Below are 26,222 nucleotides of genomic sequence, written 5' to 3' on the forward strand. Positions count from 1 at the left end.
TGTGTCACAACTCCGAGTCGGTCGATTCGTCGCGGGCGGCGCGATGATCCTCACGATGGGTTCAGTCTGCAGCGGTGTCGCGAGCGCGGACCCGATTCTGCCGTTTCTCCCGGGCACGCCGACCGCCCCCTATCCAGGGGCATATACCTACGAATTCGGCACGGGCGCATACACATATCCGCCGCACATGACCGACACCCGCGGGGTGAGAACCAGCGGACCCACAGCAGATCCGACGCAGACCAGCGTGAGCCTGCCCAACAGCAAGCCCGGTCCGTCAGCGCCGAATCAATCGTTCATCCTGAACTACACGAACATGCGCTACGGGGTGCAGGGCGGCATCGTGCCACCCGACAGCACCTCGGCCCTCCTGCAGTCCGACACCGGAACGCTACCGGGCATGGTCTCCAGCGCGGGGCCGTGGCCGCAGTCTCTGTTGGAAAGCCCCACCGGGACACCACCGAAGACCGGGGTGCCCACCGGCGAGGCTACGAATGCGGCCCCGCCGAGCTATCCGCAACTGGAGCCACCGACTCAGCCCGCACCCAGTGAGCAGCCCGCGGCACCGGGGCAATAGCGATGGCCACCATGCTCAGCTCAGTCCGGATCCGGGCGGCGGCAGTTCTTCTCGTCATCGGCTTGTTCACCGCGGACTGCGGCAACGACAACCCACCGGCTCCCAGCTCTCCTGCACCGACGAGCACCTCCCCTGTCCACCCCACAGAGACTGTCCACCCCACAGAGAAAGGTATACGGCCTCCCGAAGCTCCGCCCTTCACCTCACCACCGCCACCGACCGATCCCAACAGAGCCGTCACATCACCCTCTCGCCGATGATCAGGGGTGCACCGTGCACCCCTTCGCGCCGGAAGTCGGTGGCCGTTGTTGTGGCCGCGCCCAACGACCGCTGGCGACACTGAATCTGTCAGTAGCGAGATGCGGGAATTGCCAAGGTAATCCGCTGCGGGCGGCAGTTCATCATTGCACAGGCGCTGATCGACACTGCCGTCCGCTGCATCTCGCATCATCTCAACCGCGAGTGCGATGGAGGAAACCGTGAAAGAGCAGACCTTGTCGAAATCCCATGAGGGCGACGCCGAAGTCGCATCGGTCGATGTGGTGGTTGTCGGTGCGGGCTTCGCCGGCTTGAGCGCCGCGGATCGGCTCTCCAGTCAGGGTGTATCAGTTCTCGTCATTGAAGGCCGTGACCGGGTCGGTGGCCGTTCATACTCAGGAGAGGTGGCCGGAGTCAAGGTCGACCTGGGTGCGACGTGGGTTGCCGAGCGCCACACCGCGATCCGTGACCTGATGGAGCGCTTGGGGTGTTCGCTGACCCCTCAGTTCGATGAAGGCGTCAACCTTTTGTGGATGGCCGGGCAGCGTCGCCCTTGGACGGGCACCCTTCCGATGGTCGACCCGGTCGACTTGGAGGATCTGGGGCGCATCCAAGGGGAGATGACCAACCTGCTGGAGACCATCGATGTCAATGCCGCGTGGAATTCACCCAACGCCGGCGAACTCGACGCGATCTCGTTCGGCGAATGGCTCGACCAGCAGCAGGCCGTGACCAGCACTCGCGCGCTGATGTTCATCGTCACCAAGGTGCAGTGGGGCTGCAGCCCACTCGACGTGTCATTGCTGCATGTGTTGCGCTATATCCAGGCCGTAGGCGGTCTCGATCACATGCTCGCCGTCGAAGGCGGGCAGAATGAGTATCGAGTCACCGAAACCACTCAAGAGATTGCCAAGCGGCTCGCTGAGCAGCTCGGCGACCGAATTGTGTTGGACACCCGGGTCCGTCAGATCTCCCAAGACGATCACGGCGTCACGGTCTACACCGATACGGCGGTGATCAATGCCAAGTACGCCATCGTCGCGGCGGCCCCCCAGCATCGGGCTTACATCGAGTACCAACCGGCCTTGCCGCAAAAGATCGAGGGACTCACGACGAGTTTTCCAATGGGCGCGCTGAGCAAGGCGTTCGTCGCCTACGACAAGCCCTTCTGGCGGTCTGAGGGGCTTTCGGGTGAGGCAGTGACCGATACCGCGCCGGTGTTCATCACCTTCGACGTGTCACCCAGCGCTGACGGGCCGGGCATCCTGATGGTCTTCTGCACCGCTCGGGTGTACGACGGCTTCGGTCCGGACGTTCGGCGGAAACTGGTGCTCGACCAGTTGATCGACCTGTACGGCGAACAGGCCGGGAGCCCCATCGACTACATCGATCACTGTTGGGGCACAGAACCTTTCGCCCCGGGTGGCCCGCATCCGGCCGCACCGCCCTTCGCAACGGTGAGCTACGGCGAGGCCCTCACCACGCCACACGGGCGCATCCACTGGGCGGGCACGGAAACCGCGGGCGAGTGGGTCGGGACCATGAACGGCGCCATCCTGACCGGTCTGCACACCGCCGATCAGATCGCGCAACGACTGGGCGCCGTGGAAGGCGCCTCCGCGTAAACTCCGCACGCCCCTCGGGTACGAACAGACTGACCGATGCGAAACACCTTCGGCCGCTGCTCAATCCGAGGGGCGTCGCGTCAGCGCGGATCCCCGAGTCCTACCTCGAACCGAGGGTCTTGTTGATCTGCGCGGCGATTTCGGTCATGGCCCGCAGCGTCGGGTGATAGGCCATGGGCCCGTAATTCAGCGGACTCGCGGAAAATGTGTAGCCGTAAACCCACGGATCGGCCGCGCAGATGTCGTGCCCTCGGGTCAGGTCGGCTGCCGACACCAGCAGAGATCCCGTCGCGCGTGCAGCCTCATCCGTCTTGGCAACAAGCGTTTTCGCCAATTGTCGAGCCCTGTCGAACTGCGCGTCGGTGATGGGTAGCCTGGCAGGACAGTACCCGGCGTCGGGCAGGACGGTCGTGTAGTTGACGTACACGACCGTCGCCTTCGGCGCCCGCCGATGCGCTTCGGCACCCACTTCCGTCAAACTCGCACCCACCTGCGCGACAGCCTTATCGACGTCGGCGTCCGACTTCGCGTCGCACACGCCGAGCCGCCACGCCCACGACAACGCACCGGGATCCGTCGCGCATGACCATGCGAACAGGTTCGGCAGGTAGTAGATGTCATTGCCGCCCGCGGTGATGGTGACCAGCGTCGTGTTCTCCCGGACCGCATCGAGCTGGGGTGGCTGGAAGAACTGCCCACCGTGCAGCACGTTCTGCGCCGTTGCGCCCGAGCACGTCATATCCGTCAGGTTCAGATGACGCAGCGCAGCAAGCTGATGTGCGTAGTTGTTGCCGGACCGGATGCAGAGGGACGGACTCGTCGGGTCACGGTCGGGGACGCCCGGGCCGGCACCGAACGAACTACCGACGGCCACGTAGTCATGGTTGCCGGCAGGCGCCCGCTTGCCCTGGTAGTAGATCACCGCGACGGCCCCACCGATCAGCACCAGCACGACCACCACCAGGGCACCGAACACTTTCAGCGACAACAACAATGCCCGTTTCGACCGAGAGCCGGATGGCCGCCGTTCCGGTGCGGTATCGGACTCTTCGAACGACTCTCCGCGACGCTTCGCGTTCATTGCTGGCCCTTCCGGTTCGCCGACGTCCAGGGAGTATCGCCCAAACCGCCCGGATCAGCCAGTGCTGATCCGGGCAGCCCGCAACGCGGTGCGAATCACACCACCACCGAGTACAGGTTGTTGCATTTCGGTGTGGTGCGCACCACGCCGACCCCGGCAATCTGAGGCACATCGCAACGCGCGCCAGTGCCGGCGCAGGAAGGAAACGACAGATGAGCATCCCAGCACCCAACCCGGAGTACTACGACGTCGTGATCATCGGCGGAGGCATCTCGGGCATCGGCGCGGCGGCGTATCTCACGAAAGAGTTCCCGGCGAAGAAGATTGCACTGCTCGAGGGGCGCGCCGCGATCGGCGGGACGTGGGACCTGTTCCGGTACCCCGGCATTCGGTCCGACTCGGACCTCCACACCTTCGCCTACGAGTTCAAGAGCTGGCGCGACGAGAAGGCGATCGCGGACGCACCGCTGATCCTGGACTACCTCAAGGAGACCGTCGAGGAATACGGCCTCGACAAGATCATCAGGTACCGCCACCACGTCGTGGCCGCCGCGTGGTCGAGCGACGACGCGGAATGGGTGCTGACCGTCGAGGTCACCGATGCCACCGGCGCGGTGCACAGCGAGGTGATCAAGGCCGGATGGGTCTACGCCGGCACAGGCTACTACCGGTACGACCAGGGATACACCCCGGAGTTCGAGGGTCGCGACGACTTCGAGGGCGACATCATCCACCCGCAGTTCTGGCCCGAGGGCTACGACCACTCCGGCAAGAAGGTCGTCGTAATCGGCAGCGGCGCAACCGCAATCACGCTCGTCCCGTCGCTGCTCAAGGGCGACGGCACTGCCGACCACGTCACCATGCTGCAGCGCACGCCGACGTACGTCATGTCGCTACCGCGCGTCGACACGCTGAGCCTCAAGCTCACCCGTCTCCTCGGGGAACGGCGCGGCTACCTCGCGACCCGGTGGAAGAACGTGTTGCTCGACTGGGTGGTCGTCGAACTGATGACCAGGTTCCCGAAGACCGCGCGGCGCGTCATCCGCCACCTGAACAAAAAGCTACTGCCGGCGGGGTTCGACGTGGACCGTCACTTCAACCCGCCGTATGACCCGTGGGACCAGCGCCTGTGCCTCGCACCCGACGGCGACTTCTTCGCCTCGATCCGCGAGGGCGGCGCATCGGTGGTGACCGATCGGATCCGCCGCTTCACCAAGACTGGCATCGAGCTCGAGTCCGGTGAGCACCTGCAGGCCGACCTCATCGTCACGGCAACCGGGCTGAACATGCACCTGTTCGGCGGTATCGACCTGACAATCGACGGGCGCCCCGTCGAGCTCTCTGACAGTGTGGTCTACCGAGGAGCCCTGCTGTCGGGTATCCCGAACTGGATGATGGCGGTCGGCTACACCAAATCGTCCTGGACGCTGAAGATTTCGCTGCTCGGCAAGAGCCTCATCGAATTGCTGCGGTACATGGACACCCACGGGTACGACACCGTCGCCCCGTATGCGGCCGAGGGCGTCGGCTCCCGCTCGATCCTCGATCTGGATGCCGGATACATGCAACGCGCGAAGCGGACCCTGCCGCGTCAGGGCGACGCGATGCCGTGGCAGATGCGGAACGTGTTCTTGGAGGACCGGAAGATGTACCGGGGGTCGATCATCGACGACAACCTGCGCTTCAGCTCCCGACTGGAACGCGAACTCGCCGTCGGCGGCACGCAAAGCGAGACTCGCCGCGCTGAGATCAGCCAGGCAGCTTCCGGACGAGTCGCCTCATGACGACGACTATCACGCAGTCCACGTCACCGGACCGCCGATTGACTGGCCGCGAGTTGGCGCAGCGCACGCTGTTCACTGCTCTGGGCCGGGTTCCGCAAGCCGTCCTCCGCCGGCTCGTCCCGCCGACCGTCAACGCCGACGGCGACGTGATGGCACCGGAGATCGCACTGATGATGCGGGTTGCCGCCGACGGGCCTGATTTCAGCGACGGCACCGTGACCGAGGCACGGGCCATCATGGCGAACGACTGCCGGGTCTTCGCGGACAAATCCGCGAACGCGGCCGTGGATGTGGACCCCGATATCGTTCTCCCCGACGGCAATCGGGCCAGCCTGTATCGCCCGAAGGTGCACTCCAGCGGCCTCGTGCTGTTCCTGCACGGCGGCGGTTTCGTCCTCGGCAGTCGCCAGGATTACGACTCCCCCGCCCGCCTCATCGCGGCCCGCGCCGGCGTCAATGTGCTGTCGGTCGAGTATCGACTGGCTCCCGAAGCCCCGTTTCCCGCTGCGGTCGACGATGCCTGGGAGGCATGGCAATTCGCCGTCGAGCGCTGCACCGACTGGGGAGTCGATCCGGCGCGCATCGTGCTGCTCGGTGACAGTGCCGGCGCGAATCTCTGTGCGGTGCTGTCGAATCAACTTCAGGGCGAGGCACTTCGTCCGCGGATGCAGGCGCTGATGTATCCGGTCGTGGACGGCGCGGGCAACTACCGTTCGCGCGATGAGTTCGCGGACAACCCCGCCCTCACCGCCAAGCAGATCGAGTGGCTGTCCGAGCTCTACGTGCCCGAACCTGCCGACCGGTCCGATCCGCGGATGTCACCGATCCTTGCGGAGGACCTCTCCGGGGTGCCGCCGACGCTCATCACCGTCGCCGGTTTCGACACCTTGCGGGACGAGGCGATCGCATACGCCCAGCGGCTCAAGGACTTCGGCGTCCCGACTCGCCTGTTGCGGGAAGGCGGCCTGGTGCACGGGTATGTCTCCATGACCCAGATCAGCCCCGCCGCCCGCGATGCGGTGCACCGCGTCGCCGCCGCGATCCGGCACGCGGTGCGCTAGTCACCGCAGGCGCGCCGGAGCGCGATACCGAGCGAAACGCGCAAAAGCGCGACTAATACGTACAAGCTCGCGTTGTGATGCCGGTTACAGCGACCCTTCTGAGATTGCACCAGTCACACCCTCAGGAGATAGCTGATGTTGGTTGCCCTCGGCCTGACCATGGTCGCCGCCTTCATGGTCGTCATCATGACCAAGCGCGCCACGCCCATCGTGGCGTTGATCGCCGTTGCCGTGACCTTCGGCCTGCTGGCCGGGGCGGGCAGCGGAATCGGGAAGATGATCACCGACGGCATCAAGGACCTGGCGCCCACCGCGGCGATGCTGTTCTTCGCCATCGTGTTCTTCGGCATCATGATCGATGTCGGACTGTTCGACCCGGTGATTCGCACCGTGATCCGCATGGTGGATCACGATCCCGCGCGACTGGTGGTCGGCACCGCGGTGCTCGCGGCGGTGGTCTCGCTCGACGGTGACGGTTCGACCACCTTCATCGTCACGGTCTCCGCGCTACTCCCCCTCTACTTGAAGCTGGGGGTGAGCCCGGTGGTACTCACCGTGGTCGCCGGCTTGGCGAACGGCACCATGAACATCCTGCCGTGGGGCGGCCCGACCGCGCGCGCGGCGGCTGCACTGAAGATCTCTCCGTCCGAGGTGTTCGTCCCGATGATCCCGTCGCTGATCGCCGGGATGTTCATCGTGCTGGCGTTCGCTTGGCACCTGGGAGTGCTGGAGCGCAAGCGGATCGGTTCGATCGTGGTTCGCGAGCGGGTCCTGGCCGGCTCCGGTGGTGGGCTGGAACCAGTGGGGCTCAGCGGGGGCGACGCATTCGAGGGTGCCGCCGACGACTCGGGCGCGATCTCCGGTGAGTTCGCCCGGCCGAAACTGTTGTGGTTCAACGCGATCGTCACCACCGCACTGCTCGCGGTGCTCACCCTGGACATCCTGCCCATCCCGGTGCTCTTCATGATCGCCGCCGCGGTCGCCCTCATCGCGAACTTCCCGCAGGTGGCCGACCAACAGGCCGCGATCACCCGGCATGCGTCGTCGATCGTGTCGGTGGTGGGCATGGTGCTCGCCGCGGCCGTGCTGACCGGAGTATTCAAGGGCACCGGCATGGTGGAGGCGGTGGCCACCTGGGTCACCGGGATCATCCCGGAGTCGATGGGCCCGCACCTCGGTGTGATCACCGGTGTGCTGTCCATCCCGTTCACCTTCCTGATGTCCAACGACGCCTTCTACTTCGGCGTCCTGCCGGTGCTCTCGGAGACCGCGAGCCACTACGGGATCAGCCCGGCCGAGATGGCGCGGGCCTCGATCACCGGGCAGCCGTTCCACATGCAGAGCCCGCTGGTCCCGGCGATCCTGCTGCTGGTTGCGCTGGCCGGCGTCGGGCTCGCCGATCATCACAAGAAGGTGTTATGGCGGGCGGCGGTGGTCTCGCTGGCGATGCTGGTGGTGGGCGTTGCCCTCGGCCAGATACCGCTCTGACGCGCCGATCTGCGGCCGATCCGGCGTCGACCCGATTAGCCTCGACCGTCATGCCGAGGATCCGATTACGCACCCAGATCCTCATCCTGCAGATGGTGATCGTGACCGCCAGCCTGGCCGCCGGTTTCGGCATCATCATCCACCGCACCGACACGCAGACCCGGACCGAATTCGCGCGTCGCGCCCAGGCCATCGCGGAGACGGTGGCCTCGGATCAGGAGGTCCAGGCCGGTGCCGCTACCCAATCCGCGGCGCGTCGGGCCGGGCACCCGGCTTCGGCAGTGGAGCTGGCCGCCGCCCCGCTGCAACGGCAGGCCGCGGCCATCACCGCCCGCACCGGGGTGTTGTTCGTGGTGATCGCCGACGACGCCGGCTATCGCATCGCACATCCAGACCCGACGCAGCTGGATCGGCCCCTGAGCACCGATCCGTCCGCGGTCCTCAGTGGCGAGTCTGAGCTGACCGTGCAGCAGGGCACCCTCGGCGATTCGGTCCGCGCGAAGGCACCGATCCGCGGTCCGGACGGCACTGTCGTCGGCCTCGTCAGTGTCGGCGTGGCGATGGACACCGTCAATCAGGCCACCCACCGCACCCTGGTGCTCATGGTGACGTTGGTGGCGATTGCACTGACGGTGGGCGCGATCGGCTCGGCTCTGTTGACCAGGCGGTGGCGCCGCCTCACTCTGAGCCTGGAACCGGAGGAGATGGCCGAGCTGATCCGCGAGCAGGACGCGGTACTGCATTCGGGCGCAGAGGGAGTGATCGCGATTGATGCGAAAGGCATCGCCCGGGTGATCAACGAGCGGGCTCGGGAGTTGCTCGGTATCACCGCCGCGCCGGGGACGCCGCTGCGCGATCTGGGCCTCACGCCCCGCGTGTCCGCGGTCGCGGCGGAGCCGACGACGGTGCCGGTCGCCGCGGCCGTCAACGAACGCGTCGTGCTGGTGTCATCCCGACGAGTGCACCGCGACGGCGTCGATCTGGGCACGGTACTGACCGCCGTGGACCGCACCGACATCGAGGCGCTCACGCGAGAACTGGACTCGGTGCAAGCGATGAGCTCGGCGTTACGGGCACAACGCCACGAGTCGGCGAACCGCCTGCACGTGGTGGCGGGCCTGCTCCGCGACAACCGGACCGCCGAGGCGCTGCGGTACCTGGACGAGATCACCGGGCGAGCCGGCGAGGCCCCCGTGCCGGGTCTGGAACGCCTGGACGAACCGCATATGCGGGCGTTCGTCGGAGCCAAGGCCGCCCGCGCACACGAGCGCGGCGTCGTGCTGCGGGTGGGCGAAGAGACGGCACTCGTCGGCACGCTCGCCCACCCGGTGGACACCACCACGGTGGTCGGGAATCTCCTCGACAACGCAATCGACGCGGCGGCAGAGAACGCAACGCCGGACACGCACGTCCCGGCGGTAGAGCTGGACCTGCTGCGCGACGGACATGATCTGGTGATCGTGGTGACTGATACCGGACCCGGGTTCACCGTCGACGACCCTTTCCTCGAGGGGGTGACCACTCGGTCCGACCCGACAGTGCCGGGCGGGCGCGGTATGGGTCTGGCCATCGCACGGCAAGTGGCGCGCGGACACGGTGGGGACGTCACCATCGCCGCCCGCGGCGGCACGGACGGCGAGCCGACCACGGTGCTGGCCACGATTCCGGGAGGTGTTCTGGGCGATGACGCGTGAGCTGCGAATCCTGGTGGTGGACGACGACTTTCGGGTCGCCGCGCTGCACGCCTCGGTGGTGGACTCGATGGTCGGACTGGTCACGGTCGGCTCGGCGCGAACCATCGCGGAAGCCAGGTCGATCGTGGCCGCTGCCGATACCGCGCGGGCGCCGGTGGATCTGGCGCTCGTCGACGTCTACCTGCCGGACGGTTCCGGCATCGACCTGGTACGCAGCCTGCGTTGCGACGCGTTCATCTTGGGCGCCGCCGACGACGCGGCGAATATCCGGGCCGGGTTCGCCGCAGGCGCCCTGCACTATCTGATCAAGCCGTTTCCGAACACCGAGTTGGCACGGCGCCTGGCCGCCTACACGGCGTATCGGCGAATCCTCGACAGCCCACACCTGACTCAGGAGCAGGTGGACTCGGCGGTCTCGGCGCTGCGGTCCGAGCGGCCGGCAACCAAGAAGGACGACGGCGCGCCGCTGACCGAGCGCCTGATCGTGGACGCGCTCCGCGAGGCGAGTGAACCACTGCTGGCCGACGAGATCGCGCAACTGGTGGGCATCGCCCCGGCTACCGCGCGACGCTACCTCGCGGATCTGGTGCGGGCGGGGACCCTCACGATGGCCCTGCAGTATGGCTCTGCCGGCCGTCCTCGCCAGCGTTATGCCCTGGCGTGAGCAGGTGACCGGCCTTCAACCCTGATCCGGTGAGAACGGCGACGACGGTGTCCGCGGCACTGATCTGTCCGACTGCCCGCAACTGACGTAGCGCCGGCACAACCTGGGCGCTGGTGGGTTCGACGAACAGCCCGCTCCTGGCGAGCTCGCCCACCGCGGGAAGTAACTCGTCTTCCGGGACCGCGACAGCCGTTCCGTTGGTGCCCCGGATCGCTTGCAGCACTTCATGATCCCGCACCGGCTTCGCGATGGCCGTGCCCTCGGCGACGGTTGGCGACCACTGGCGTTCGGCGACCTCGCGCCGGCCTTGTTCGATGGCCGTGACGAGCGGACAGCAATTCTGCGGCTGAGCGACGAGAATCCTTGGTGCGCGCTCGATCTCGCCGGCGCGATACAGCTCGCCGAAGCCGATGGCGCAACCAAGAACCAGACTGCCGGCACCCGCCGGAACGAGAACCGCAGTGGGAGCACGGAATCCGAGGTCTTCCCAAATCTCGTAGGCGATCAATTTGATGCCTTGCAGGAAATATGGGTGCCAGTTGTGGCTGGCGTAGAACGTGGTGTCGGCGCGGCGCACGGCCGCGTCGGCTACCTCCTGCCGGGTGCCGGAGACCAATTCGATGTGGGCCCCGTGCCATCGGCTCTGGACGATCTTGTTCGGCGACGTCGCGGCCGGCACCAGGATGTGGGCTTCGATGCCCGCCGCCGCGCAGTACGCGGCGACCGAAGATCCGCCGTTGCCACTGGAGTCCTCGAGCACCCGCTCGACCCTCTGATGACGCAAGGCGGTCACCATCACCGCGACGCCACGATCCTTGAAACTGCCGGTCGGGTTCATCGACTCGACTTTGAAGCCGACGTCGATGCCCTCGATGGTCCGGTTGATCAACGGTGTCCGGCCCTCACCAAGGGTCGCCGGCTCGATGTGCGCCAAGGGATTTGGCAGCGCTGCGCGGTAGCGCCACTGCGAGTTGATCGCGGTGTCGATCTGCTCGCGGCCGAGGCCCGGCAGCGGTTCGAAGACCAGCGGGCTACCGTCGTCACCGCGCCAGCGGGGTTGGTCAGCGGGATACCGCTGGCCACTGCGGTCGATCAGGTGCGGTCGACTCAAGTCGAGTCTTCAATGCAGTACTGGCAGGTGTCTTTCTTGACTCCGCGATTTGTGTGGTACCTCGTATGCGCACTGCGCTTGCTCGACGGCATAGGCCGGCCCCTCCGAACCGCCGACATTTTGGCTCGTGTTTCCGCACTGGCACTTCGGCCAAAGTTCGGGTTGCCAGCACCTTTCATTTTTTCGGAAAGCTTGGCCTTGGCCTCTTCCGACATCACATGACCGAAACTGGGGTGGTCAGCACCAAACTTCCCATAATTCGGATTGTCAGCACCAACGTTCGTGCCCTTACGTGCGGCCGACCACTTCGCTCGTTGCTCCGCGGAGTGTTGCCCTCGATAGAACGACGCCTCTTCACCGAATCTGCTGGGAATCTTTCGACCGGTCGATCGAATCCTCGCTGCCTCCCGCATCTCCGCGGTCCACACAACGCCCGTCGGTCCGAGTCCGCCGTCCGAGAGGTTCAGCAGTGGATGCCCTTCCTGCCGAAGAAGCGCTATCCACGCAATCTCGGCCTCGCCTAGCTCGTCGAGCCCGTCTGTCCAGTCCAGCGGGTCCACGATCAGATCGTCGCGCTGCTGTTTTCGCAACCAGTCATAGAACGGCGTTTTTCTCCCGTCCCAAGCGACTTTCAGATGCTGCCGCAGGCGTACTTGTGCCGTTTTCGTCGTGAGGCCGACATAGCGATAAACGGACTCCGACCGGAGCCTGACCCCATAGATCAGGCCTCCGGTCGGAGTCCTACCAGTCATGAAATCCGCTGTCAGCGAACAATCACTACAACATGCAACTGACGCAACCCTCCACGGACGTACCTTCCAGCGCCATCTGACGCAGGCGGATGTAGTACAGCGTCTTGATGCCCTTGCGCCAGGCGTAGATCTGGGCCTTGTTGACGTCGCGGGTACTGGCGGTGTCCTTGAAGAACAGCGTCAGCGAAAGCCCTTGGTCCACATGCTGTGTGGCCGCGGCATAGGTGTCGATGATCTTCTCGTAGCCGATCTCGTACGCGTCCTGGTAGTACTCCAGGTTGTCGTTGGTGAGATACGGCGCCGGGTAGTAAACCCGGCCGATCTTGCCTTCCTTGCGGATCTCGATCTTCGACGCGACCGGGTGGATCGAGCTGGTCGAGTGGTTGATGTACGAGATCGAGCCCGTCGGCGGAACAGCCTGCAGGTTCTGGTTGTAGATGCCGTGCGTCTGCACCGACTCCTTCAGTGAACGCCAATCGTCCTGCGTCGGAATGTCAATGCCGGCATCGGCGAAGATCTGGCGGACCTTGTCGGTCTTCGGCGTCCACTCCTGTTCGGTGTACTTGTCGAAGAACTCACCCGATGCGTACTTCGACTTCTCGAACCCACCGAACTTCGTACCGCGTTCGATCGCAATGCGATTCGAGGCGCGCAGTGCGTGGAACAGCACGGTGTAGAAGTAGATGTTGGTGAAGTCGACGCCTTCGTCGGAGCCGTAGTAAATCTGCTCACGGGCCAGGTAGCCGTGCAGGTTCATCTGCCCCAGGCCGATGGCGTGCGAGTCGTTGTTGCCCTGCTCGATCGACGGCACCGACCAGATGTGCGTCTGATCCGACACCGCGGTCAGCGCGCGGATCGACACCTCGATGGTCTGCGCGAAGTCCGGCGAGTCCATGGCCTTCGCGATGTTCAGCGAGCCCAGGTTGCACGAGATGTCCTTGCCAACCTTGGCGTAGGACAGATCCTCGTTGAACAACGACGGCGTCGACACCTGCAAAATTTCCGAGCACAGGTTGGAGTGCGTGATCTTGCCGTCGATCGGGTTCGCCCGGTTCACCGTGTCCTCGTACATGATGTACGGGTAGCCCGACTCGAACTGCAGCTCGGCAAGGGTCTGGAAGAACTCGCGGGCCTTGATCTTCGTCTTGCGGATGGCGCCGTTGTCGACCATCTCGTAGTACTTCTCGGTGACATTGATATCGGCGAACGGCAGCCCGTAGACCTTCTCGACGTCGTACGGCGAGAAGAGGTACATGTCCTCGTTCTTCTTGGCCAGCTCGAACGTGATGTCCGGGATGACGACACCCAGCGACAGCGTCTTGATGCGGATCTTCTCGTCGGCGTTCTCGCGCTTGGTGTCGAGGAAGCGGTAGATGTCCGGGTGGTGCGCGTGCAGGTAGACCGCACCCGCGCCCTGGCGAGCACCGAGCTGGTTGGCGTAGGAGAACGAGTCCTCCAGCAGCTTCATGATCGGGATGACGCCCGAGGACTGGTTCTCGATGTTCTTGATCGGCGCGCCGTGCTCGCGAATGTTGCTGAGCAGCAACGCAACTCCACCGCCGCGCTTGGACAGCTGCAGCGCCGAGTTGATCGAGCGGCCGATGGACTCCATGTTGTCCTCGATGCGCAGCAAGAAGCACGACACGGGCTCGCCGCGCTGTTTCTTGCCCGAGTTGAGGAACGTCGGGGTGGCCGGCTGGAACCGGCCGTCGATGATCTCGTCGACCAGCTTCTCGGCCAGCTCGGTGTCGCCGGCGGCCAGGGTCAGGGCCACCATGACGACGCGGTCCTCGAAACGCTCCAGGTAGCGCTTACCGTCGAAGGTCTTCAGCGTGTAGCTGGTGTAGTACTTGAACGCGCCCAAAAACGTCGGGAAGCGGAACTTCTTGGCGAAGGCCCGGTCGAGCAGCTGCTTGACGAAGTTGCGGCTGTACTGGTCGAGCACCTCGCGCTCGTAGTACTCCTTCTCGATCAGGTAATCGAGCTTCTCGTCCTGGCTGTGGAAGAACACCGTGTTCTGGTTCACGTGCTGCAGGAAGTACTCCCGCGCTGCGAGCACGTCCTTGTCGAACTGGATCTTGCCGTCCGCGTCGTACAAGTTGAGCATCGCGTTGAGAGCGTGGTAGTCGCTCTCGCCGGGCAGCGCATGCGTGGTGGCGGCTACCGGTTCTGCAGCTGTGACGGTTGGTGGCACGACAGTTCCTTCCAGAAATCTTCCAGACCCTCACGAACAGCGATGACGTCGTCCGGGGTTCCCATGAGTTCGAGGCGGTAGAGGTACGGAACACCGCACTTACGGGAGACCACATTGCCCGCGTAGGCGAATTCAGCACCAAAGTTGTTGTTGCCCGCGGCGATGACGCCGCGGATCAACGACCGGTTGTGTTCATTGTTGAGAAAGGCGATGACCTGCTTCGGGACGTAGCCACCGTCGTTGATATCCGGGGTGGCACGTCCGCCGCCATAGGTCGGGAGTACCAGAACGTAGGGCTCGTCGATGACCCCGTCCTCGATACGTCCGTGAATCGGGATGCGAATTGCCGGTATCCCCAGCTTCTGGACGAAGCGGTGGGTGTTCTCCGACACGCTGGAGAAGTAGACGAGATTGCTCACTGTTCCTTCTCCTCCCCCGGCTGGTTGTTTTCTAGGCGGTGACCGCCACGGTGCTGAGCGCCTTGATCCGGTCCGGGCGGAAGCCCGACCAGTGCTCGCTGTCGGTCACCACGACCGGGGCCTGCAGGTAACCGAGCGCCAGCACGTACTCACGAGCTTCGTCATCGATGCTGATGTCGACCTTCTCGTAAGCGATGCCCGCCTTGTCCAGCGCCTTGTAGGTGGCGTTGCACTGCACACATGCCGGCTTGGTGTACACGGTGACGGTCATCTCGGTACGACTCCTCTTCGAAGGCCTGGAAGCTGAACTGAACATGGCTGGCAACTGACGGGGTATCGCTTTCCGCTGATATCCCCATCCGGATCAGCGGCCCGGCAACCCTTGAAATTCCCGCATCTCCGGTCGTCCCGAGCCGCCTGGTCAGCGTGTCGGAGAATCACTCGAAATCCCCGTCCGGCTGACTTTCCGGCCCCGGCCGACCCTCAATTCGTTGGGGGCCTGTCGGTCCGTCAAACACTACACCTAGTGGGCGACAAACCGAACAGATACAAGATGTTCTGAACAACATTCGTGAAATTCCCAGGTCGCAAGGCCGAATCCGAGACACCCTCTCGGCGTGTCGCACATCACACCCAGGGGCGTGTCGTGCTCCAACTACCGGTTTAGCACCAGCCACCGACAAGTTGCGGCGACGCGCCGCCTGCGACGCGCCGGGCGTCGGCCCGACGGAAGTCACCAGCTACGCCGATTTCCGCGCGACGGAAGCCACAGCTGTGGTACACGCGTGACGAACGTGACAAATGCGACTTCTCACCCGCGCGTGTCGCGTACTGCCCACACCCCCGCCGCCAGTACGGCCGCCACTTCGGCGGCCGCACTGAGGACTGCATACGGTACCGACTCCCAGCCCGTCTCCACGAATCCGAACAATCGCCCGTTCGCGACAGCCCGGCTGTATTCGACCGGCACCACGGCCAGAGCGGCCTGCGCGCATCCCGCATGACCAGAGTCGGCTCCAACTCGCTGCGTACTATCGCAATCAGGCAATCGGCATCCCGAAACGACGAAACGACGCAGAGGTTCGCCATGCACTCTTTCGATTGCGCTGACGCCCCCACGGTGCCCCACCGGCGCAGCAACCGCAGGCTCACGAGCGTGCTCACCCTGATGGCCGGCACGCTGGCCCTCATAGCCGCGCCGGCTCCGACGGCCGCCGCCGACCCATGTCCCGACACCGAGGTGATATTCGCCCGCGGGACCGGCGAGCCACCAGGTGTCGGCGGCATCGGCCAGGCATTCGTCGATGCCGTGCGGGCCAAGAGCGGTACCAGATCGGTCAGCGTGTACCCGGTCAACTACCAGGCCAGTGCCGACTTCGGCGACGGCATCCAGTTCGCGATGACCGTCATCGACGGAATCCGCGACGCCACCAACCACATTCAGGCAGTGGCGGCCACGTGCCCCGCCACCAAGATGGTGCTCGGTGGATTTTCCCAGGGCGCAGCGGTCGCCGCCTTCACCACGGCAGCCGACATCCCACCGGGCGTCCCCGCCGCCTTCGTGCCGCCGCCGATGCCGCCCGAGGTTGCCGGTCACGTCGCAGCCGTGACGCTGTTCGGGAAACCCTCGAATCGGTTTCTCGGCGACGCCGGCGCGCCGCAGATCGCCATCGGCCCGCTGTACACGCCCAAGACGATCGATCAGTGTGCGAGCGGCGACACCATCTGTAACGGTGCTCCCCCAGGGCAGCCCACCGCCGCGCACAACTCCTATATCGCCAACGGCATGGTCGCCCAAGCCGCGCAGTTCGCCGCCGGCCGACTGTAGGCGTCAATCGGTCGGGTCCTCATTCGCCCGGCCCCTGCCGACGCGTCTGCACCATCCAGGCGGCGACCGCCAGCACGACCGCAGTTTCGGCAACAGCGCTCACCAGTGCGTAAGGCGCTGGTTCCCAGCCTTTTTCGACGAATCCGGCCAAACCGACAGTACGGGACAGGGCGAACGCCCCGAGCGCGCCGGCCGAGAACAACCCGGCGGCCCACAGGAACCACGACGGACCGCCGACCAAGATCAGCACGCCCACGCTGCAGAACACCGCGGCCTGGACGAGGAAGCCGGCGCCGACCGTCGGTATGTGACCGTAGCCGTGCAGGTAGAGATAGGCGTGCACACCGCCGCTGACAACCATGGCCGTTGCGATGATCAGGCGGTAGACGAGATTCACTGCAGGGTCCGTTCTTTGAGCGCGAGAGTGTGCTGACCGGACTGGTAACTGACCTCACGGATACCGAGCGCGTCGTGCAGTTTGCCGGCCGGCAGCGTCAGGGGTTTCGGCGCCGGACCGTCACCGGGATGCGGCAGCGGATACGCGGTGGTCGTGCCGCTGTGGAAGGTGATGTTGCCTTCCGTCTTGGAAAACACCTGGTGCACATGGCCGTTGAGGCAGGTCACCGACGCGAACCGTTTCAGGTAACTCAACGCCTGGGCCGAGTCGTCGGTCCCCCAGCCCCAATCGGGATACATCGCGAACAGTGGGATGTGGCTGAACACCACGATCGGCGTATCACTCGATAACCCGGCGACGTCCTTCTCCACGAACTCGAGCTGATCGACCCCGAGATGGCCGAGCTTCTTCAGGTTCAGCGTGTTCACCAGCGCGATGACATGCACGCCCGCGATGTCGAAGCTGTACCAACCGTCGCCACGGGTGCCCGCCCCGAAGACCTGGCGGTACTTGGCGCCGGCATCGTCGGCCGAATCATGTTCGCCCGGAACGGTGAACACGTGCGGCGTGTGCAGACCGGTCATCATCTGCCGGACCTGATCGAACTGCTCCGGGGTGGCCAGATGTGTCAGATCACCGGTGTGGATCACGAAATCCGGGGTGTAGCCCAGATTGTTGACGGTGTCGATGGCGTGGGTGAACGAGCCGGCCACATCGGTGTTGGCCGCCCCGGTGAAGCCGATGTGGCTGTCACTGACCTGGGCGAAGCGCAACGTCGGCTGCTGCGCCGGGGCGGACGAACTGCCCGCGACGTGCGACAGCACTTCCCCACCGACCACCGACAACCCGACAGCGGCACCGAACCATGCCGTGTGCCGCAGCAATTGGCGACGGTTCATCTGTTGCGGGTCGGCTTGAGAGTCGCTCATTTGACGACCACCGTTCCGTGCATGAAGGGGTGAATCCCGCAGACGTAGGTGAAGGTGCCCGGCGTCGCGAAGACATAGCTGAAGGTCGCACCGGAACCCATTGTCGGAGAACGGAACTGACCACCTTCGGCGACGACGTTGTGCGGATCCTCGTCGTGGTTGGTCCAGGTCACGGTCGTCCCGGCCGGCACCGTCAGCTCAGCCGGCGCGAAGGCGAAATTGTCGATGTTGACGGCGTTGGGGCCCGCAGGCGCCGGCGCCGGATGCCCCGGTTCGGGCGGGGCCATGGTCATCGACCCCATGGCGGGGCCGGGTCCGGAACCCGAGCCGGCCATACCGGGCGTGACGCCCGAGCTGAAAACCGGTGTTGCAGTGGTGCTTTGCGGCGCTGTCGAGGTGCATCCGGCCAGGAGCAGGGCGGCGCCACAGAGCACCACCAGGGATCGTCGCGACACGACGGGAACCTCCGTAGTCGTCGGGTACGGGTGCGCCTGCGCACCCTCACCAACAGATACGGCGGCGGGTTACACGCCTCAGGCCGGCTGACTCGGCGGCGTCGGCGCCAACACCTCGATCACGCCACCCACCTCGCGAACATCGAACTTCGGCAAGGGTTTTGGCGCGATCGGCAACTGATGAGTCAGGACGTGACCGTCCGTGGCGAACGACGTGGAATGGCACGGGCAGCGCAGCCGGTCGTCCGGCCCGTCGAACCAGAGCCGGCAGCCCTGATGTGTGCAGACCCCCGAGATGCCCTGCACGTTCCCGTCGACCCTGCGCACGAACCCCACGACCGAGCCCAGGTCGAACGGATGCACCGCCCCCTCCGACACGTCGGAGCTGTCGGCGACCTTCTGCCACGTTCCCGCCGACGGGACCAACTCCTGGCTCGCGGTGTCCTGCTTGCCAGGCCCGCTGCGGCCCACCAAAGCCCGGTCGACGGCCACCGCGGCCACCGCGGCACTGGCGGCCGCCGACGTCCCGACGATCACCTGACGGCGGTTGGCGCGCAGCCAACCCGGCTTCGGCGCCGCCGCTTCGTCGCCGTCGAACTGGGCGGCGAGCCTGTTCTGCAAATCGGCAAGGAATTCCGGGCGCGGCTCATCGGCGCCGGGCCGGGCGGCCTGCAGGTCGATCGCGGTCCGCATCTGCGCCGCGTCGAAGTCGTCGGGGGCGAACCCGGACGGCTTGCGCCCGCGCAGCAGATCGTCGAGGTACCGACGCAACCCGCGCGCGTTCATGGCTCGCCCTTCTCGTTGATCTGTGCCGCCAGCCGTAAGGCCCGGTGTTGCAACACCTTTGCGTTGGCGACGGTGACACCGAGCTCTGCCGCGGACTCCTTGATCGACCTGGTCTGGAGAAATCGCAGCTCCAGTATGCGTCGATAGTTGTCCGGCAGGGCGTCCAATACCGCGGCGACCCGGTCCGGCGCGGTACTGATGGACTCTTCGGCTTCCGGCGGCGCTTCGATATCGAGGTCGATACAGGTGATCTCCCGCCCCATCGTCTCGCGCCAATGCGCGGCGAGCACCGTGCGTGCGGTGCTCCGCAGGTACGACCGCACCTCTGCGGCACTCGCCGTCAACCGCAGCGGCCGCAGCGCGGCGAGGAACACCTCGGCAGTGAGGTCCTCGGCGTCGGCCTGGTTGCCGACCCGCGCGTAGATCGTGCGGTACACCCACTTCGCGTTGTCCTGGTAGACGGACTCCCAGTCGGGATACCGGGAATCCGACGAGACCACGCGCAGCGGGGGTCGGTGCACAGGATCACGCTGTGCAGACACATCGGCCCCGTCTCATCGGTGCGGCCCGGCACGCCCCGGGTCCACTTCGAGAAGTAGATAGCCATCGGGGTTACACGAATCCGCCGCAGGCGACATCATCTGCCGCTCTCACCCGCCGTCGTCCGCCGGGTCCAGGAGCCGGTCACCGAACTGACTGCAGAGCAACAGCGCCACTTCCACATCGAGGCGGTCGTCCTCGATGGGCCGGCCCCGGCGTTCGATCGCCCGCTGCACCCGGTACTTCACCGAGTTCGTGTGCAGATGCAGTTCTTCGGCCGCGGCCTTGTTGCTGCCACCCGCCTTGAGGAACGCCTGCAACGTCTCGCGCAGTCGCTGATCGCTGACGGTCGAACAGGCCAGCGGGCCGAGCACTTCCGTGGCCCACGCCGACAGCGCATCGACATTCGACCCCAGCAGCGCCGCGAGGGCGACACCGCGGTGGCCGAACGCGGTGAACCGGCGCCGCTGCGGACCCGACGCCACCGCGACGGCGCGGGCATCCTCGGCCTGCCGGTGTGACAACCGGAAACCGGCGACGCCCGACTGCGGGGTGCCGACGGCCACGTACGGCCCCTCGGCCGGTACCAGACTCCCGAGCCATGTCACCGCCTCACCGACGGCAGCCGCGGGCACCGCCACCCAGGCCCATGCGGTGGCCCGATCGACCGAGACGAACAACGGCGAATCTGCCGCGCCGATCGACGCGGCGAACTGCTGGATGAGCCGCTCCATCTCGGCCAGCCGATCCTCGGAGTCATCGCACCACAGCAGCACCGCGAGATGGGTGCGCTGCAACGGGTACCGGATCGCCACCGCCGCGGCGTCGATATCGACGTCACCCCCGGCCAGCAGCTCGCGAATCTCCGTGATGCGCACGCTGTTCCGGTTTTCCAGCCAGCTCTCCCGAGCCTGCTGATACACCTCGACCACCTCTTGGGCGATCCTGTCGATGTAGTTGAACGAGATCGTCGACATCACGTCGAAGACGTCCAACGCCAGTCCGGGCTCGAGGCCCGCGGCCCGGATCTCCTCCAGGACGGCTTTCAGTACGCCTTGGTGGCCGAGGCGGTAGGACCGCACCAGCACATTGGCCGAGATGTCCCGCTGAGCAAGTCGGCGCGCATGCTCGAGCGCGGCCGCGGGGGCATGCAGGAGGTCGATCGAGATGCCATGCCGGGCCGCGGCGAAGAACGCATCGATGTTCGCCGAGACCGAATCGGCCAGGACCTGTTGGAGTTGCTCTTCGTCGCGCAGCTCGGCGATATCGGCCACCAGCAGCTCTGAGACCGTGCGCGTGATGTCGGTGAGCCGGGCGTCCAATCGCGTGCCGATTCCGGCCACCGCGTGCGTCAGCGCGTCACCCGCGCCGGTGGGGTCTGCGCCACCGGCCACGTCAGCTGCCTGTTTTCCCGGTCACTCCCAAACCGTAGTTCGTCGTCAGTCCTTTTGTCCCCGAAGGACGACAGCGCTCGGATATTTCGCCGCGGTGGTCGTTCAGCGTCCACACAGCATCGGAGCCGCCGATATCCGTTCACGGATACCGGCGGCCCCGATGCTCATTCGAGGTGCTCAGCCGACCTCGGCGGCCAGCTTGGCGACCACGCCACGCACGCCGTCGACCACCTCGGCCGCTTCGCGCGGATGCTTGCCGTCGAATGTCGAGGCCGGCAGCGAAAGCTTGACGTCCACCACGTCGCCACCGGCGATGCCGAACGACTTGCGGGTCTCGTCGTGCGCCCACACGCCGCCGTACTGTCCGAGTGCGGTACCGATCACGGCCAGCGGCTTGCCGGAAACGGCGCCGGCGCCGTAGGGGCGCGACAGCCAGTCGATCGCGTTCTTCAAGACGGCGGGAATGGTGCCGTTGTACTCCGGAGTGACAGCCAGGATGGCATCGGCGTCGCCGGCGATCTGGCGCAACGCGACCACCGCATCAGATACCGACTCGTTGTCCAGATCTTCGTTGTAGAACGGCAGGTCGCCCAGGCCGTCCGCCACCCGCACCGTCACGCCCTCCGGCGCCGCCTCGACGGCTACCTCGGCGAGCTGCCGGTTCAGCGACGCGGCGCGCAGGCTGCCGACCAGGACCAGGACTTTGGTGTCTGCCATTTTCTATCCCCTTTAGCGTGTGTGTGGTCGGTTCCGGCGAACCGATCCTCGCACACGTCAACCGGACCACGGTCCGATTCATTCCGGCTGAGTTAAAGTTTTTTCATGAGCGACGGGGTGGCGCAGCTGCGGCCCACTAACCTGCCCATGGCCGGCCTGCCGATGACCGCCACGGCGCCGGTCGAGCGCGGCGACGCGGCACGCAACCGGCTTCTTCTCCTCGATGCCGCTCGCCGACTCATCGCCGCGCGCGGCGCCGAGGCCGTCACCATGGATGACGTCGCGACCGAGGCCGGTGTCGGCAAAGGGACGTTGTTCCGACGGTTCGGCAGCCGGTCCGGCCTGATGCTCGTGCTCCTCGACGAGGACGAGCAGGCCCTGCAAGCGGCCTTGATGTTCGGCCCGCCCCCACTGGGCCCCGGCGCGCCGCCGCTGCAACGGCTGATCGCCTACGGCCGCGAACGGCTGACGTTCACCTGGCAGCACCGGGCCCTGCTGTCCGATGCGCTGCGCGACCCGCAGAGCCGGTTCGGCGCCGCGGCGTCGGTGCAGCGCACCCACGTCAGGATGCTGCTGCAGTCCGCCGGCACCAGCGGAGACCTCGACGCACAGACCGACGCCCTGCTGGCCCTGCTCGAAGCCGACTACGTCGGCCACCAGCACGACGACCTCGGCCACAGTCTGCAGGCGCAAGGCGACGCCTGGGAAAGCCTGGCGCACAAGCTTTGTGGGACCTGAGATGACGTGGGTGCTGCACGTCGACCTCGACCAGTTCCTGGCTTCCGTCGAACTGCGCCGCCACCCGGAGCTGGTCGGGCAGCCGGTCATCGTCGGCGGTAGCGGCGATCCCACCGAACCCCGCAAGGTCGTCACCTGCGCGTCGTACGAGGCAAGGGAGTTCGGCGTCCACGCCGGGATGCCACTGCGCACCGCCGCCCGTAAATGTCCCGATGCCGTCTTCCTGCCGTCGGATGCGCCCGCCTACGACGAAGCCTCCGAACAGGTGATGGGCCTGCTCCGCGACCTCGGACACCCCGTCGAGGTGTGGGGCTGGGACGAGGCGTATGTCGGTGCCGCCGTGGCTGATCCGTTCGAACTCGCCGAGAAGATTCGCGCCGTGATCGCGGCCGAGACCGGCCTGTCCTGCAGCGTCGGCATCAGCGACAACAAGCAACGCGCCAAGGTCGCCACCGGATTCGGCAAGCCGGCCGGGGTTTTCGCGCTCACCGCCGAGAACTGGATGACGGTGATGGCCGACCGGCCGGTCGACGCGCTCTGGGGTGTCGGCCCGAAAACCGCGAAGAAGCTGGCAGAGCTGGACATCACCACCGTCGCGGAGCTGGCCCGTACCGACGCCGAGCTCCTCACCTCGACCTTCGGGCCGACCACCGGGTTGTGGATCCTGTTGCTGGCCAAGGGCGGTGGCGACAGCACCGTGACGGCAGAACCTTGGGTGCCGCGCTCACGCAGTCATGTCGTGACGTTCCCGCAGGACCTCACCGACACCGCTGACATGGAAGCCGCCGTCACCGACCTGACGGAGCGGACGTTGGCCGAGGTCGTCGAGCAGGGCCGCGAAGTCACCCGGGTCGCGGTGACCCTTCGCACCAAAACGTTCTTCACCCGCACCAAGATTCGCAAGTTGCCGGTGGCCGGTACCGATCCGGAGACCATCACCAGGACCGCGATCGATCTGCTGCACGACTTCGAACTGGACCGGCCGGTGCGGCTACTCGGGGTCCGGCTGGAACTGGAGATGCCCGCCAAGTGCTGACCACCATCGCCATCCGGGGCTACCGGTCGCTGCGCGAGATCGTCCTGCCACTGTCGGAGCTGACTGTGGTGACCGGAGCCAACGGCACCGGCAAGTCCTCGGTGTACCGGGCACTGGGACTGCTGGCCGACTGCGGACGCGGCGAGGTCATCGGGTCCCTGGCCCGCGAAGGCGGATTGCAGTCGGTGCTGTGGGCCGGCCCGGAGAACACCAGTGGCGCGCGCCGGACCGGCACCACCGAAGGCACCAGCCGGACCCGGCCCGTGTCACTCGAACTCGGCTTTGCGGCAACCGATTTCGGCTATTTCATCGACCTCGGGCTGCCGCAGGACCCCGGCCACAACTCGATGTTCGGTCAGGACCCCGAGATCAAGCGGGAGACAGTGTTCGCCGGACCGTCTCCGCGGCCCAGCAGCGCGCTGATCCGCCGGACCCGGACGTACGCCGAGGTGGCCTCCGACTCGGGCCGCGGCTTCGACGAACTGACCCGCGCCCTGCCCAGCTACCGCAGCGTCCTGGCCGAGTACGCGAATCCCGAGGCGCTGCCCGAGCTGGCGGCGATCCGGGATCGATTGCGCGACTGGCGCTTCTACGACGGCTTCCGAGTCGATCGGGAGGCGCCGGCCCGCCGGCGCCAGGTGGGTACGAGGACACCGGTGCTCAGCAACGACGGTAACGACCTGGCCGCCGCCGTCCAGACCATCCTCGAGGCCGGGTTCGACGATCTACCACGAGCGGTCGCCGATGCCTTCGACGGCGCCGAGATATCGGTGAGCTCCGACGGCGGCTTGTTCGAACTACAGCTGCACCAACGTGGCATGCTCCGTCCGCTGCGCTCGGCCGAATTATCCGACGGCACACTGCGATTCCTACTCTGGGGTGCCGCCCTCCTGTCGCCGCAGCCGCCTGCGCTCATGGTGCTCAACGAGCCGGAGACGTCCCTGCACCCCGACCTGGTGGGCCCGCTGGCGGACATGATCGCCGCTGCCGCACGCAAGACGCAGGTTGTCGTCGTCACCCATTCGGCACGGCTGCGCGAGCGACTGGCCGCGTGCGACGCGAGCGAAGTCGAGCTGGTCAAGCAGTGGGGTGAGACCCAGATCGACGGCCAGACCATGCTCAGCGCGCCGCCATGGGACTGGGGAAAGCGCTGAGGCTCAGCGGGGTCGGGACTCCACCCGCTTCGGCCGCAAGGCACGCGTGAACAACACGTTCACCTGGCGCATCGACACACTGTAGGGCCACCAGGCCAGCCGCTTGAACAGGTACAGCGCCCGGATGTCGGGAGACGTGTAGATCATGAACCGGTTCTTGGCCACACCGGACAGCAGCTTGTCCGCGGCCTGCTCGGGCGACACCGCGTGCCCGGCGAACCTGGCCACCCAGCGCTGTACCTGCGGGTCGTCGCGATCCACACCCGCGATCTGAACCGTCTGCACCAGCGGCGTTTTCACCGCGCCGGGCACCACGACCGACACCCCGATGCGATGGCGCGCGAGATCGAAGCGCAGCACCTCGCTGACCCCGCGCAGACCGTACTTGCTGGCGCTGTAGGCGGCGTGCCATGGCAGCGCGACGATGCCCGCCGCCGAGGACACGTTGGCCAGCCGCCCGCCGCGCCCGGCGGCCACCATGGGCGGGACCATGGTCTCGATGACGTGGATGGGCCCCATCAGGTTGACGTCGACCATCGAGCGCCAGTGCTCATGGGTCAGGGTGCTGACGGTGCCCCACGCCGAGATACCGGCGATGTTGAGCACCACATCCATGGCCTCATGCCGGCTGTGGATGTCCGCGGCGAAGGCCGCGACCGCGTCGTAGTCGGAGATGTCCAGCGCGCGGTATTCGGCCACCGCACCGCCGAGCGCACGGGCGTCGGCGACAGCCTGTTCCAGCCCGGTGGCGTCACGGTCGGTCAGATACAGGACCGCGCCCTGCTGGGCCAGCTTGAGCGCAGTCGCCCGGCCGATGCCGCTGGCCGCCCCCGTCACGAAACACCGCTTGCCTGCGTAGCCGCTCCATCGCGTCATGGCCCGACCCTACACAGGCAGGTCTCCACCGCCCCATAACGCGCTCAGCCACAGGCGTTCGACGATGTCGACGGCGCGCTGGGGGTCTCCGTCGCGTCCGATGAACGCACTGTCGCGCGACAGCGTGTACGCGGTCGTCGACACCAAGATGCGAACCAACGCAGGCAGGTCGCCGGAAATCGGGCGGCGGCCGGCGTCCTGCTCGACGAGCCCGACGATCTTGTCGATCACGCCATCCTCGAAGTCGGCCATCAAGTCGCGGATTTCGGCGTCGGTGTTCTGCGCGGCGGTGCACGCCGCCATGATCGGGTCGTTGATGGCATAGACCGCAGCCGCGCTGCCGACCATCCGTTTGGCGAAGGACGCCGGCGTCTCGTCCGGTTCGCGCGGCGCGAAGTTGTGGGTGAGTTCGTCGAGTTCCTCCATCGCCTCGGACACGATCCGGGCCAGCACGGAGTACTTGGAGTCGAAGTAGAAGTAGAAGCCGGACCGCGCAACGCCGGCCCGGGCACTGATGGTGCTGACGGACAGGTCGGCGAACGGCCGCTCCTCCAGCAGTTCGCGAACGGCCTCGATGATCGCGTCGCGTTGCTTGTCGCCGCGACTGCGGCCCTTGTCGGCCGTCTCGACTTCAGCGCTCATGGCGCTCACGATGTCATCGCCG

Annotated in this window: 26 protein-coding genes; 11 read left to right on the forward strand and 15 right to left on the reverse strand. The window is 66.1% G+C overall.

Going from position 1 to position 26,222, the window contains the following annotated elements; translation table 11 throughout:
• Nucleotide 1: 1 nt before the first annotated feature.
• Together ACWW1C_RS17360 and ACWW1C_RS17365 are read left to right on the forward strand one after the other, a co-directional pair.
• Nucleotides 2–577: a hypothetical protein gene (locus tag ACWW1C_RS17360; protein WP_455979534.1), complete on the forward strand. Its 576-nt coding sequence runs from the start codon at nucleotides 2–4 to the stop codon at nucleotides 575–577.
• A 494-nt stretch (nucleotides 578–1,071) separates the two neighbouring features.
• Nucleotides 1,072–2,460 (forward strand): flavin monoamine oxidase family protein, encoded by a 1,389-nt coding sequence (locus ACWW1C_RS17365; RefSeq protein WP_455984334.1) that lies wholly within the window; start codon nucleotides 1,072–1,074, stop codon nucleotides 2,458–2,460.
• 100 nt (nucleotides 2,461–2,560) lie between these two features.
• Here ACWW1C_RS17365 and ACWW1C_RS17370 read toward each other — a convergent pair whose 3' ends face one another.
• Nucleotides 2,561–3,541 carry an SGNH/GDSL hydrolase family protein gene (locus tag ACWW1C_RS17370; protein ID WP_455979535.1) on the reverse strand — a complete coding sequence of 327 codons (981 nt, stop codon included), beginning with the start codon at nucleotides 3,539–3,541 and terminating at the stop codon, nucleotides 2,561–2,563.
• A 212-nt stretch (nucleotides 3,542–3,753) separates the two neighbouring features.
• On the opposite strand from ACWW1C_RS17370, the gene ACWW1C_RS17375 reads away from it, so the two are divergent.
• The 5 genes from ACWW1C_RS17375 to ACWW1C_RS17395 all read left to right on the forward strand — a co-directional run bounded on the left by ACWW1C_RS17375 (nucleotide 3,754) and on the right by ACWW1C_RS17395 (nucleotide 10,232).
• Nucleotides 3,754–5,325 (forward strand): flavin-containing monooxygenase, encoded by a 1,572-nt coding sequence (locus ACWW1C_RS17375; RefSeq protein WP_455979536.1) that lies wholly within the window; start codon nucleotides 3,754–3,756, stop codon nucleotides 5,323–5,325.
• The gene (locus ACWW1C_RS17380; protein WP_455979537.1) at nucleotides 5,322–6,386 is read left to right on the forward strand and encodes an alpha/beta hydrolase; all 1,065 of its coding nucleotides are present in this window, start codon (nucleotides 5,322–5,324) and stop codon (nucleotides 6,384–6,386) included. The genes ACWW1C_RS17375 and ACWW1C_RS17380 overlap by 4 nt, the downstream gene beginning before the upstream one ends.
• 135 nt (nucleotides 6,387–6,521) lie before the next feature.
• Nucleotides 6,522–7,874 (forward strand): CitMHS family transporter, encoded by a 1,353-nt coding sequence (locus ACWW1C_RS17385; RefSeq protein WP_455979538.1) that lies wholly within the window; start codon nucleotides 6,522–6,524, stop codon nucleotides 7,872–7,874.
• A 50-nt stretch (nucleotides 7,875–7,924) separates the two neighbouring features.
• Nucleotides 7,925–9,568: an ATP-binding protein gene (locus tag ACWW1C_RS17390; protein ID WP_455979539.1), complete on the forward strand. Its 1,644-nt coding sequence runs from the start codon at nucleotides 7,925–7,927 to the stop codon at nucleotides 9,566–9,568.
• A complete protein-coding gene (locus ACWW1C_RS17395) occupies nucleotides 9,558–10,232 on the forward strand; it encodes a response regulator (RefSeq protein WP_455979540.1) in 675 nt (224 codons plus the stop codon). Before ACWW1C_RS17390 ends, ACWW1C_RS17395 begins: the two co-directional genes overlap by 11 nt.
• On the opposite strand, the gene ACWW1C_RS17400 is transcribed toward ACWW1C_RS17395, so the two are convergent.
• The 5 genes from ACWW1C_RS17400 to nrdH are packed head-to-tail and all read right to left on the reverse strand — an operon-like array spanning nucleotide 10,171 to nucleotide 14,979.
• Nucleotides 10,171–11,343, reverse strand: coding sequence for a threonine synthase (locus tag ACWW1C_RS17400; RefSeq protein ID WP_455979541.1), 1,173 nt, complete (start codon nucleotides 11,341–11,343; stop codon nucleotides 10,171–10,173). The two genes, ACWW1C_RS17395 and ACWW1C_RS17400, sit on opposite strands and share 62 nt — an antisense overlap.
• Nucleotides 11,340–12,095 (reverse strand): NUMOD3 domain-containing DNA-binding protein, encoded by a 756-nt coding sequence (locus tag ACWW1C_RS17405; RefSeq protein WP_455979542.1) that lies wholly within the window; start codon nucleotides 12,093–12,095, stop codon nucleotides 11,340–11,342. The genes ACWW1C_RS17400 and ACWW1C_RS17405 overlap by 4 nt, the downstream gene beginning before the upstream one ends.
• 25 nt (nucleotides 12,096–12,120) lie before the next feature.
• On the reverse strand, nucleotides 12,121–14,289 hold the full coding sequence (gene nrdE, locus ACWW1C_RS17410) for a class 1b ribonucleoside-diphosphate reductase subunit alpha (RefSeq protein WP_455979543.1): 2,169 nt from the start codon (nucleotides 14,287–14,289) through the stop codon (nucleotides 12,121–12,123).
• Nucleotides 14,256–14,708, reverse strand: a complete 453-nt coding sequence (gene nrdI, locus ACWW1C_RS17415) for a class Ib ribonucleoside-diphosphate reductase assembly flavoprotein NrdI (protein WP_138249859.1) — start codon at nucleotides 14,706–14,708, stop codon at nucleotides 14,256–14,258. The genes nrdE and nrdI overlap by 34 nt, the downstream gene beginning before the upstream one ends.
• Nucleotides 14,709–14,739: 31 nt before the next feature.
• A complete protein-coding gene (gene nrdH / locus ACWW1C_RS17420; protein ID WP_020104016.1) occupies nucleotides 14,740–14,979 on the reverse strand; it encodes a glutaredoxin-like protein NrdH in 240 nt (79 codons plus the stop codon).
• Between the two features lie 897 nt (nucleotides 14,980–15,876).
• Between nrdH and ACWW1C_RS17425 the strand changes: the two genes are divergently transcribed.
• Entirely contained in the window at nucleotides 15,877–16,536 is a 660-nt protein-coding gene (locus ACWW1C_RS17425; protein ID WP_455984335.1) for a cutinase family protein, read from the forward strand.
• A gap of 19 nt (nucleotides 16,537–16,555) precedes the next feature.
• Here ACWW1C_RS17425 and ACWW1C_RS17430 read toward each other — a convergent pair whose 3' ends face one another.
• From ACWW1C_RS17430 to ACWW1C_RS17460, 7 genes are all read right to left on the reverse strand, one after another.
• Nucleotides 16,556–16,933 (reverse strand): hypothetical protein, encoded by a 378-nt coding sequence (locus tag ACWW1C_RS17430; RefSeq protein ID WP_455979544.1) that lies wholly within the window; start codon nucleotides 16,931–16,933, stop codon nucleotides 16,556–16,558.
• The gene (locus ACWW1C_RS17435; RefSeq protein WP_455979545.1) at nucleotides 16,930–17,862 is read right to left on the reverse strand and encodes a metallophosphoesterase family protein; all 933 of its coding nucleotides are present in this window, start codon (nucleotides 17,860–17,862) and stop codon (nucleotides 16,930–16,932) included. Before ACWW1C_RS17435 ends, ACWW1C_RS17430 begins: the two co-directional genes overlap by 4 nt.
• On the reverse strand, nucleotides 17,859–18,197 hold the full coding sequence (locus tag ACWW1C_RS17440) for a cupredoxin domain-containing protein (protein ID WP_455984336.1): 339 nt from the start codon (nucleotides 18,195–18,197) through the stop codon (nucleotides 17,859–17,861). The genes ACWW1C_RS17435 and ACWW1C_RS17440 overlap by 4 nt, the downstream gene beginning before the upstream one ends.
• Before the next feature lie 198 nt (nucleotides 18,198–18,395).
• Nucleotides 18,396–19,103 carry a Rieske (2Fe-2S) protein gene (locus ACWW1C_RS17445; RefSeq protein WP_455979546.1) on the reverse strand — a complete coding sequence of 236 codons (708 nt, stop codon included), beginning with the start codon at nucleotides 19,101–19,103 and terminating at the stop codon, nucleotides 18,396–18,398.
• On the reverse strand, nucleotides 19,100–19,645 hold the full coding sequence (locus tag ACWW1C_RS17450; protein ID WP_455979547.1) for an RNA polymerase sigma factor: 546 nt from the start codon (nucleotides 19,643–19,645) through the stop codon (nucleotides 19,100–19,102). Before ACWW1C_RS17450 ends, ACWW1C_RS17445 begins: the two co-directional genes overlap by 4 nt.
• Before the next feature lie 108 nt (nucleotides 19,646–19,753).
• Nucleotides 19,754–21,037, reverse strand: coding sequence for a PucR family transcriptional regulator (locus ACWW1C_RS17455; protein ID WP_455979548.1), 1,284 nt, complete (start codon nucleotides 21,035–21,037; stop codon nucleotides 19,754–19,756).
• A gap of 177 nt (nucleotides 21,038–21,214) precedes the next feature.
• Nucleotides 21,215–21,754 carry an NADPH-dependent FMN reductase gene (locus ACWW1C_RS17460; protein ID WP_455979549.1) on the reverse strand — a complete coding sequence of 180 codons (540 nt, stop codon included), beginning with the start codon at nucleotides 21,752–21,754 and terminating at the stop codon, nucleotides 21,215–21,217.
• A gap of 147 nt (nucleotides 21,755–21,901) precedes the next feature.
• Between ACWW1C_RS17460 and ACWW1C_RS17465 the strand changes: the two genes are divergently transcribed.
• The 3 genes from ACWW1C_RS17465 to ACWW1C_RS17475 are packed head-to-tail and all read left to right on the forward strand — an operon-like array spanning nucleotide 21,902 to nucleotide 24,682.
• Nucleotides 21,902–22,492 carry a TetR/AcrR family transcriptional regulator gene (locus tag ACWW1C_RS17465; RefSeq protein ID WP_455984337.1) on the forward strand — a complete coding sequence of 197 codons (591 nt, stop codon included), beginning with the start codon at nucleotides 21,902–21,904 and terminating at the stop codon, nucleotides 22,490–22,492.
• A gap of 1 nt (nucleotide 22,493) precedes the next feature.
• The gene (locus ACWW1C_RS17470; protein WP_455979550.1) at nucleotides 22,494–23,528 is read left to right on the forward strand and encodes a DNA polymerase IV; all 1,035 of its coding nucleotides are present in this window, start codon (nucleotides 22,494–22,496) and stop codon (nucleotides 23,526–23,528) included.
• The gene (locus tag ACWW1C_RS17475) at nucleotides 23,522–24,682 is read left to right on the forward strand and encodes an AAA family ATPase (protein ID WP_455979551.1); all 1,161 of its coding nucleotides are present in this window, start codon (nucleotides 23,522–23,524) and stop codon (nucleotides 24,680–24,682) included. The genes ACWW1C_RS17470 and ACWW1C_RS17475 overlap by 7 nt, the downstream gene beginning before the upstream one ends.
• Nucleotides 24,683–24,685: 3 nt before the next feature.
• On the opposite strand, the gene ACWW1C_RS17480 is transcribed toward ACWW1C_RS17475, so the two are convergent.
• Both ACWW1C_RS17480 and ACWW1C_RS17485 read right to left on the reverse strand, forming a co-directional pair.
• The gene (locus ACWW1C_RS17480) at nucleotides 24,686–25,558 is read right to left on the reverse strand and encodes an SDR family oxidoreductase (protein ID WP_455979552.1); all 873 of its coding nucleotides are present in this window, start codon (nucleotides 25,556–25,558) and stop codon (nucleotides 24,686–24,688) included.
• A 9-nt stretch (nucleotides 25,559–25,567) separates the two neighbouring features.
• Complete coding sequence (locus ACWW1C_RS17485; RefSeq protein WP_455979553.1) at nucleotides 25,568–26,200, reverse strand: TetR/AcrR family transcriptional regulator; 633 nt, start codon at nucleotides 26,198–26,200, stop codon at nucleotides 25,568–25,570.
• Nucleotides 26,201–26,222 lie beyond the last annotated feature (22 nt).

The organism is Mycobacterium sp. HM-7, assembly GCF_053852335.1.

Coding starts and splice junctions, on each gene's coding strand:
- ACWW1C_RS17370 (WP_455979535.1), bottom strand. CDS start 3,541: ATGAACGCGAAGCGTCGCGGAGAGTCGTTCGAAGAGTCCGATACCGCA.
- ACWW1C_RS17375 (WP_455979536.1), top strand. CDS start 3,754: ATGAGCATCCCAGCACCCAACCCGGAGTACTACGACGTCGTGATCATC.
- ACWW1C_RS17380 (WP_455979537.1), top strand. CDS start 5,322: ATGACGACGACTATCACGCAGTCCACGTCACCGGACCGCCGATTGACT.
- ACWW1C_RS17385 (WP_455979538.1), top strand. CDS start 6,522: ATGTTGGTTGCCCTCGGCCTGACCATGGTCGCCGCCTTCATGGTCGTC.
- ACWW1C_RS17390 (WP_455979539.1), top strand. CDS start 7,925: ATGCCGAGGATCCGATTACGCACCCAGATCCTCATCCTGCAGATGGTG.
- ACWW1C_RS17395 (WP_455979540.1), top strand. CDS start 9,558: ATGACGCGTGAGCTGCGAATCCTGGTGGTGGACGACGACTTTCGGGTC.
- ACWW1C_RS17405 (WP_455979542.1), bottom strand. CDS start 12,095: ATGACTGGTAGGACTCCGACCGGAGGCCTGATCTATGGGGTCAGGCTC.
- nrdH (WP_020104016.1), bottom strand. CDS start 14,979: ATGACCGTCACCGTGTACACCAAGCCGGCATGTGTGCAGTGCAACGCC.
- ACWW1C_RS17425 (WP_455984335.1), top strand. CDS start 15,877: ATGGCCGGCACGCTGGCCCTCATAGCCGCGCCGGCTCCGACGGCCGCC.
- ACWW1C_RS17435 (WP_455979545.1), bottom strand. CDS start 17,862: ATGAGCGACTCTCAAGCCGACCCGCAACAGATGAACCGTCGCCAATTG.
- ACWW1C_RS17440 (WP_455984336.1), bottom strand. CDS start 18,197: ATGGCCGGCTCGGGTTCCGGACCCGGCCCCGCCATGGGGTCGATGACC.
- ACWW1C_RS17445 (WP_455979546.1), bottom strand. CDS start 19,103: ATGAACGCGCGCGGGTTGCGTCGGTACCTCGACGATCTGCTGCGCGGG.
- ACWW1C_RS17460 (WP_455979549.1), bottom strand. CDS start 21,754: ATGGCAGACACCAAAGTCCTGGTCCTGGTCGGCAGCCTGCGCGCCGCG.
- ACWW1C_RS17465 (WP_455984337.1), top strand. CDS start 21,902: ATGGCCGGCCTGCCGATGACCGCCACGGCGCCGGTCGAGCGCGGCGAC.
- ACWW1C_RS17470 (WP_455979550.1), top strand. CDS start 22,494: ATGACGTGGGTGCTGCACGTCGACCTCGACCAGTTCCTGGCTTCCGTC.
- ACWW1C_RS17480 (WP_455979552.1), bottom strand. CDS start 25,558: ATGACGCGATGGAGCGGCTACGCAGGCAAGCGGTGTTTCGTGACGGGG.
- ACWW1C_RS17485 (WP_455979553.1), bottom strand. CDS start 26,200: ATGAGCGCTGAAGTCGAGACGGCCGACAAGGGCCGCAGTCGCGGCGAC.